The 6,279-nt window shown below is 67.9% G+C and carries 4 protein-coding genes and 1 pseudogene; 2 read left to right on the forward strand and 3 right to left on the reverse strand.

Features of this window, described 5'->3' with window-relative positions; translation table 11 throughout:
• Together tssK and icmH are read left to right on the forward strand one after the other, a co-directional pair.
• A partial coding sequence (gene tssK, locus JaAD80_RS27620; protein WP_102299319.1) for a type VI secretion system baseplate subunit TssK occupies positions 1 to 957 on the forward strand: 957 nt, incomplete at its 5' end.
• Entirely contained in the window at positions 954 to 1,742 is a 789-nt protein-coding gene (icmH, locus tag JaAD80_RS27625; protein WP_102299321.1) for a type IVB secretion system protein IcmH/DotU, read from the forward strand. The genes tssK and icmH, both read left to right, overlap by 4 nt.
• A 21-nt stretch (positions 1,743 to 1,763) precedes the next feature.
• On the opposite strand, the gene JaAD80_RS27630 is transcribed toward icmH, so the two are convergent.
• The 3 genes and pseudogenes from JaAD80_RS27630 to JaAD80_RS27645 form a co-directional block, all read right to left on the reverse strand.
• Positions 1,764 to 2,549, reverse strand: coding sequence for an OmpA family protein (locus JaAD80_RS27630; RefSeq protein WP_102299323.1), 786 nt, complete (start codon positions 2,547 to 2,549; stop codon positions 1,764 to 1,766).
• A gap of 9 nt (positions 2,550 to 2,558) precedes the next feature.
• Complete coding sequence (tagF, locus tag JaAD80_RS27635) at positions 2,559 to 3,539, reverse strand: type VI secretion system-associated protein TagF (protein ID WP_102299324.1); 981 nt, start codon at positions 3,537 to 3,539, stop codon at positions 2,559 to 2,561.
• Positions 3,536 to 6,145 (reverse strand): annotated as a pseudogene (locus JaAD80_RS27645) (ImcF-related family protein); the annotation flags it as partial. The gene tagF and the pseudogene JaAD80_RS27645, both read right to left, overlap by 4 nt.
• Positions 6,146 to 6,279: the final 134 nt, after the last annotated feature.

Below are 6,279 nucleotides of genomic sequence, written 5' to 3' on the forward strand. Positions count from 1 at the left end.
ATGCGCGCCACGCCCGACCTGTTTACGGAATCGGCCGTGGCCGACGTGGCCTACCTGAAAAAAACCGTGCGCCTGATACCCGACAGCGAAGCGCGCGGCTCTTACGAATGCCTGCCGCTGATCACCCTGCGGCGCACCGTGTCGGGCGGCTTCGAGCCGCTGCCTTCGTTCATGGCGCCCAGCCTGGCCATCGCCGGCGCGCCGCGTTTGCAGTCCCTGCTGGAACACCTGCTCGATGCGCTGCAAGCGAAGGTGGGCGCGCTGCACGGCCACCACCGTGAACCTAGCCGCAACGTGATCGAGTTCCGCTCGGGCGACGTCTCCTCGTTCTGGCTGCTGCACACGGTCAGCACGGCCGCCGCCGCCCTGATGCACTATGTGCGCCACCCCGGCCTGCACCCGGAACGCCTGTACGAGGCGCTGCTGGGCCTGGCGGGCGGCCTGCTCAGCTACTCGCGCCACTACACGCTGGCCAGCCTGCCCGCCTACGACCACGCGCAGCCGGGCGCCTGCTTCGACGCCATCGACGGCATCATCCGCGAGCTGCTCGACACGGTGATCTCGTCGAAATATTTTTCCATCGCCCTGCTCGAAGACAAGCCGTCCTACCACCTGGGCAAGCTCGATTCGGGCAAGATCGACCAGCACACCACCCTGTACCTGGCCATCCGCGCCGCCATGCCCGCCATCGAACTGGTGGAAGTGGTGCCGCTGCGCGTCAAGGTGGGCGCGCCCGACGACGTGGAAAAATGCGTGCTCTCGGCCATGCCCGGCGTGAAACTGTCGCACGCGCCGCAGGTGCCCGCCGCCATCCCCGTGCGCCCCGACACCTATTATTTTGCGCTCGACAACCGCGGCGCGCTGTACCAGCAGATGCTCAAGGCGCAGTCGATCGCCGTGTACGTGCCGACCGGCATACGCGAGCTGCAGCTGGAACTGATCGCGGTGACGGCATGAGCCAGCTCATCGAACGGCGCGCCGCGCCCTCCCTGCTCGGGCCACGCGGCCCCGCTCCCGCCGGCACGGCCAGCCGGCATGCGGGCAGCGCCCTGCTCGACCTGATGCACGAAGGCTTCTACATGCTGTTCATGCTGAAGAACGGCTCGGCGCCTGGCGACGAGCAAAGCTTCATGGACCGCATCACGGCCTTTCTCGACGACTTCGAGCGCGAGGCGAAAAAGATCCGCGCCGACGGCGACGATATCGAGGCGGCCAAGTATGCGTTCTGCGCGGCCGTCGACGAAATCATCCTGGCCTCGCCCTTCGCCCTGCGCAAGCAGTGGGAACGGCGTCCGCTGCAATTGCTGATCTTTGGCGACCAGCTGGCGGGCGAGCATTTCTTCGACCGCCTCGACGCCCTGCGCGGCAAGGGCGCCATGCGCGTGCAGGCGCTGCAGGTCTTCCACATGTGCCTGTTATTGGGCTTCCAGGGAAAATATGCGCTCGATGGCGGCGAAAAACTCAGCTACCTGACGGGCCGCCTGGGCGACGAGATCGCCCATATCAAGGGCAAGAGCCGTGGCTTCGCGCCGCGCGCCGAACGCCCCGACCAGGTGGTCAACAAGCGCCGCAGCGACGTGCCGCTGTGGGCCCTGTCGAGCTTTTTCGCCCTGCTGGCCATCTGCGCCTACCTGGGCCTAAAAACGCACCTGACGCGCGGCACGCAAGCGACGCTGGCCGCGTATGCGGACCTGGTGAAGCTGGCACCGCGGCCGGCGCACCTGACCATCACGCTACCGTGATCATTGAGGAAGCGCGGCTGGCTACTGCGCGATTCTGAACTCGATGCGCCGGTTGCGCGCGCGGCCGTCGGCCGTGGCGTTGCTGGCCACGGGACGGTCCGGGCCCTGGCCCGAAGTCAGCACCGCTTCCGGCTTGATGCCCCGCGTGGCCAGGTAGGCGCGCACGGCTTCGGCGCGCGCCTGGCTCAGGGCCACATTGCTGGCGCGCAGGCCCGTGTTGTCCGTGTGGCCGATCACTTCCACCTTGCGCTCCTTGAGCTTTTGCATGACGGCCGCCATTTCGTCGAGGATGGCCAGGCCGGCCGGCGTGATGCTGGCCTGGCCGCTGTCAAATTCGATGATACGTTTATCCAGCGCCGCATCGAGCAAGCCCTGTTCGGCCTCGGCTGCCTTGACGCGCAAGCCGTTGTTGACGATGTAGGTGGGATTGAGGCTGGTGGCGATGTCGCTGGCGATCTGCTGGCGCTGCGCCTCGTTCGCCACTTCGCCGCGCACGCTGACATTATTGCCGTCGATGCTGATCTGGCCGCGTGAAATGAGCTTCAGGTTCGGCGCGATCAGCTTGTGCACATAGGCGTGCCAGTTGGCCGGCACGGCCACGTTGCCGATGGCGATCTGGTCGACCACGCGCTCGGCGCCATACAGTTCGCGCAGGCGGGCCAGCACGGCCGCCTTGGCCGCTTCATCGGCCAGGGTGCCCGTCACCAGGATCTGTCCCGGCAGGGGCGTGGCGGGCGCCTGCGCCTGCACCTGGGCGTGGCCAGGGGCGGCGGCAAGCAGCAGCAAAAACGCTATCGGATATTTCATGGCAATCCTTCAGGCAAAGGTATCGGCAAACATGGCGCAGGCCGAGCGCAGCGACAGCTGCCCTTGCTGCAGGCAGGCGGACAGCTGGCGCAGTGCCGCGTCCTGTCCCAGCTGGCCCTCGACCCAGTCCAGCTGGTCGAAGACGATCAGGCGATCGCTGGCCGCCTGCGGGTCGATCAGCGCGTGCAGGCCGTGCGGGTCAGCGCCGCAAAAGCCGATCACCAGCACGGGCGCCTCGTCGACATGCGCAAAGAACAGGGCCAGCTCGAAGTCGGCCTGGCGCAAAAAAGGCAGCAGCAGGTGCAGCCAGAAGCTGGCCACCAGCGCGCGCTGCGCCGCGTCCTGCGGCAGCGGCAGCACCAGGCTTTTCTCCAGGCGCGGCTGGCCGCTCTGGCGCACCGGGCGCAGCAGCAGGCCAAGACCCAGCAGCAGTTCGCGCACCGTCACGGGGAAGGCCGGCGTGGCCAGCATCGCCTGCAGGCTGTGCACCGTCTGCGCCTGCAAAAAAACGGCCAGCTGCGCCGCGTGGCCGGCGCCGTCCGCATCGATTTCCACCACGTTGCCGGCCAGCGCCAGCAGCGCCGGTCCCGGCTCGGCGCTGGCGACGATGCCCTGCGACAGCTGCTCCACCCGCTGCCACAGGGGTGCCAGCACCAGCGGGCAGCAGGCGACAAAGCCGCCGGCATCGTCGATATCCAGCACGCCCATGGCCATGAAGGGAAAGCGCCGCTGCGACTGGTCGCTGCTCGCTTCCAGGCGCCCGGCGATGGCGCGCCGGCTGCGCGTGCCGACAAAGGCAAAGCGCAGCGGCGCCAGGGCGTCGTAATTGAGCTTCCAGCGCGGCTCACGCGTGAGCGCCGCCATGACATGCGCCAGCCACTCGTCGAGCAGCTGCACCAGCACGTGGTTGTCGCAAGCCTTGATGAAATCGCCGCGCGCGGGGATTTTGCCGAAGTAGCCCAGGCGCACCTGCTGCGGCGCGCGCATCATGGCGCCACCCCGGATGCGGCGGCGACGGCCGGCGCCGCTGCGATGGCGGGTGCGGTGGCAGGTGCGGGTACGGATGTGGGCGCGGCAGGTGCGCCTGGCGTGCCAACGATGGTCTCGGGCAGCTGCATGCCGCGAAAGCCCTGCTCCTGCGGCGCGGCGTTCGTGCCCGTGCCCGTCATCTCGGCGCTGCTGGTGATTTTCAGGTCCAGCGCCACGCTGACATCGCCGCGCGTCCAGCGCAGCTCGAACACGCCGCCGTCCTTGCGCTTCTTGCTCGCCGCATCGATCATGCGCTTCAGGCCAAACTGGCCCGGTTCGTTGAACAGTTCCACCGTGCGGCCGTCGAAGGTGACGGCGCTGATGCGCGCACCGGGCGCGCCCTGCGGACTCGGATGCACCATGTTGGTCCACTGCGCCGGCGTATTGCGGTAGCGCAGCTGCTGGCCGTCGATGTCCACCGTGTATTCGAGGGTGCCGGGCGCCGGCGAAGGCTGGATCTGGAACACGGTCTGCGCGGCGGCCGAGGTGGCCGCCACGCCGCCGGCCCCCAGCGGCGCGATCCAGCCGGGGAAGCGCGCCACCACCTGCGGCGACAGGCTGATGCCCATGTCGGCCCAGGTGCGCGGCGCCAGCACGTCGCCGCGCCGCACCACCAGGGGACCCATGGCGGTGGTGACGAATTTTGCCACCAGCCCGTCGGGGCCGAAGAACTGGCCAATCTCCAGGTTGCTCGCCTCGATGCGCGCCGCCGGAGAAAACGGATATTTCTGCGCCAGCGATTTCTGGAACGGTTCATACACTTGCGCCGACCAGGTCTTGTTTACTTCCAGTTCAGCCGGCGCGACGATGACGGCAAAGGTCTGCATCAGCGGGCGCACGAGGATCGGGCGGATGGCCTGCTTTTGCGCATCGCTCATCCCCGTGAGCATCTGCTCGTCGACCAGTTTCAGGGCGTCGGCCAGCTCGGAGCCGCTGCCCTCCAGGGTCTGCTGCATGAACTGGCGCGCGCCTGGCCCGGGGTCGCCCTGGTTCTTCAGCTGGTTCAAACGGCTGCGCAGCTTCGACAGCGCTTCCAGGTAGGCGCGCATCAGCGATGCGTCCTTGTCCTTGGCCGCCACCAGCTTGGCCACGCCGGCAAATTCGCGGCCCACGGGCCCCATCGGCTTGTCCAGGCGGGCCGGGTCGATCTGCGCGTTCAGGCCAGGATTGGATGTCAGCTGCGACGGCGCGCGGCGCAGCACCGTCTCCTTGAACCAGGCGATGATGCCCCGCTCGGCCTGGCGCAATTGCGCGTTCTGCAGGGCCGGATTGTCCCACGACGTCTCTTCGTAGATGGTGGTCAGCAGCCTGGCGATCGGCGACGCTTGCGGGTCGCCCAGGCGGTTCATGGCCTGCACGGCGCCTTCGAAGCCTTTCAGGTCGGCCACGGCCACGCCCTGCACGAACTTTTGCCACTCGCGCGCATAGTCGGCCTTGTACATGGCCACCAGGTTTTTCTCGATCTGCTCCGGACTGCCTTCCAGGGTCAGGTCGTCGGTGGACGCGCTTTTCAGCACCCAGTCCGCGCTTTGCAGTTCGCGGTTGGCGGCGTCGCGAAACGCGCCTTCGACGAATTTCTCCCAGGCCTGGCGCGTGTAGGCGCCGGAAATGGCGTAGCTGCCCGCCAGCAGGGCCTGGTCCTGTTCGCCGACGATGCGCGCCACCGTCATGCCGGGAAAGCGCGTCGAGGCGCGCGCCTTGATGTCGGCGTACACGCGCTCGCGGGCCGGCATGCCGCGCACCACGCGGCGCAGGTTTTCGCGCGCCTGGTCGACCAGCGCCAGCTTCTGTTCGATGCGCGGCCACGACGGGTCGCCGACCTGCGACAGGTAAAACGTCAGCAGCCGCTCAGCGCTGCGTATCATCTGCTCGCGCGGCATGGCGCCCCGGTTGGTCTCCAGCCAGCCGCGCCAGAAGCGCGTCATCTGGTCGTTCAGGTGGCTGCTTTCCGCATGCGTTTTATCGGCCAGCATCAGATACGTTTTCAGCGCGTTGTAAGCGTCTTCCACGTTTGTCGGCGAGGCGGCCTGGTACTGGAAGGCGCGCGGTGCAGACGCCGCGGCCGGTGGCGCGGCCGGTGTCTGCGGCGTGCGCGCCGTCGGCTGCAGCTGCTCGGCGCTGGCGTTCATTTCCGTCAGCAAGGCTTCCAGCGCCCCCGCCACGGGGGCCAGCATGACGTGGCGCGCGCCGGCGAAGTATTCCTCGCGCAGCTTGCGTTCCAGCAGTTCGCCCTGGTACAGGCCCATGCGCAAGGACCAGGGCCGCTGTTCGCGGTAGGCCTCCAGCTGCTCGATGCGGTCCTGCAGGATGTCGAGCGCTTCCAGGCGCGACTGCAGGTCCAGGCGCTGCTCCTGCAGCCGCAGCACCTTGTGCATGTCCGCCTCGACATTGGCCACCAGTTGCCGGTTGCCCAGGTAGGACCAGCTCCAGCCGCCCAGGCAGGCGCCCAGGGTCACCGTGGCGGCGAAGAACAACGCGTACTTGAAGCGCACCTTGGCGCGACTCGCGTAGTTGGCCACCAGGTGCTTGTCGGCGAAGATCACCTTGCGGAACAGGTCGAGCAAAAAAGGGCATCGATGTGGCCGCCGGCGTGACGCTCGACACGCGCGGCCTGTGGAGCCAGCTCAAGCTGGATCCGGGCAATACGTCCGGCCTGCCGCATGTCAACGGCGGCGCGGTGGCGCTGGTCAGCAGCGGCAGC

This window comes from Janthinobacterium sp. AD80, from assembly GCF_002878455.1.
Taxonomy (GTDB): domain Bacteria; phylum Pseudomonadota; class Gammaproteobacteria; order Burkholderiales; family Burkholderiaceae_D; genus Janthinobacterium.

Bases quoted from the DNA above. Each gene is read 5' to 3' on its own strand.
- icmH (WP_102299321.1), top strand. From the start codon at position 954: ATGAGCCAGCTCATCGAACGGCGCGCCGCGCCCTCCCTGCTCGGGCCA.
- JaAD80_RS27630 (WP_102299323.1), bottom strand. From the start codon at position 2,549: ATGAAATATCCGATAGCGTTTTTGCTGCTGCTTGCCGCCGCCCCTGGC.
- tagF (WP_102299324.1), bottom strand. From the start codon at position 3,539: ATGATGCGCGCGCCGCAGCAGGTGCGCCTGGGCTACTTCGGCAAAATC.